The sequence below is a fragment of the Clostridium drakei genome (assembly GCF_000633595.2).
Lineage (GTDB): Bacteria > Bacillota > Clostridia > Clostridiales > Clostridiaceae > Clostridium_AM > Clostridium_AM drakei.
Map to the genome: position 1 here is coordinate 1 of NZ_JIBU02000118.1, position 1,373 is coordinate 1,373.

Below are 1,373 nucleotides of genomic sequence, written 5' to 3' on the forward strand. Positions count from 1 at the left end.
CACAGATTTTGCAACTCATCCCGGTCTATCAACTCAACGCCAAGTCGTAACGCCCGCGCCTTAACTTCAGAGGTAATGACCTGCCCCCACGATTAGATACAACACTCAGTTAGTAACGTCGGAATCTTCATTCTCAGAATGACCCTTTCTCCAGCCCGCTGCAAATTCAGACGGTGTCTGATAATTCAGCGTGGAGTGCGGGCGGCATTCGTTATAATCCTGCCGCCAGTCATTAATAATTTTCCTGGCATGAACGATATCGCTGAACCAGTGCTCATTCAAACATTCATCGCGAAATCGTCCGTTAAAGCTCTCAATAAATCCGTTCTGCGTTGGCTTGCCCGGCTGGATTAAGCGCAACTCAACACCATGCTCAAAGGCCCATTGATCCAGTGCACGGCAAGTGAACTCCGGCCCCTGGTCAGTTCTTATCGTCGCCGGATAGCCTCGAAACAGTGCAATGCTGTCCAGAATACGCGTGACCTGAACGCCTGAAATCCCAAAGGCAACAGTGACCGTCAGGCATTCCTTTGTGAAATCATCGACGCAGGTAAGACACTTGATCCTGCGACCGGTGGAAAGTGCGTCCATGACGAAATCCATCGACCAGGTCAGATTGGGCGCCGCCGGACGGAGCAGCGGCAGACGTTCTGTTGCCAGCCCTTTACGACGTCTTCTGCGTTTTACGCCCAGGCCACTGAGGTGATAAAGCCGGTACACGCGCTTATGATTAACATGAAGCCCTTCACGGCGCAGCAACTGCCAAATACGACGGTAGCCAAAACGCCTGCGCTCCAGTGCCAGCTCAGTGATGCGCCCTGATAAATGCGCATCAGCAGCCGGACGGTGAGCCTCATAGCGGCAGGTCGACAGGGATAAACCTGTAAGCCTGCAGGCACGACGTTGCGACAGACCGGTCGCATCACACATCAACATCACGGCTTCCCGCTTCTGGTCTGTCGTCAGTACTTTCGCCCAAGAGCCACCTGAAGCGCCTCTTTATCCAGCATGGCTTCGGCAAGCAGCTTCTTGAGTCTGGTGTTCTCTTCCTCAAGCGACTTCAGGCGCTTAACTTCAGGCACCTCCATACCGCCATACTTCTTACGCCAGGTGTAAAACGTGGCATCGGAAATGGCATGCTTGCGGCAGAGTTCACGGGCGGGTACCCCAGCTTCGGCTTCGCGGAGAATACTGATGATCTGTTCGTCGGAAAAACGCTTCTTCATGGGGATGTCCTCATGTGGCTTATGAAGACATTACTAACATCGGGGTGTACTAATCAACGGGGAGCAGGTCACAATATTGAAGTACGTACAGCACTATTCCAGTCGGTGAATGCAATTGCGGTGATGCTCGCTGGGGGTGTACTGGCC

At 53.2% G+C, this 1,373-nt stretch carries 1 protein-coding gene; it reads right to left on the reverse strand.

Annotated elements, in window-relative coordinates; all coding sequences use genetic code 11:
- Positions 1-105: 105 nt before the first annotated feature.
- Positions 106-1,226, reverse strand: a protein-coding gene (locus tag EG57_RS0225080; protein ID WP_085950818.1) for an IS3-like element ISSen4 family transposase whose coding sequence is annotated in 2 segments (ribosomal slippage) — positions 106-968 and positions 968-1,226 — 1,122 coding nt in all. Because the reading frame shifts where the segments join, the coding sequence is not laid out codon by codon here.
- Positions 1,227-1,373 lie beyond the last annotated feature (147 nt).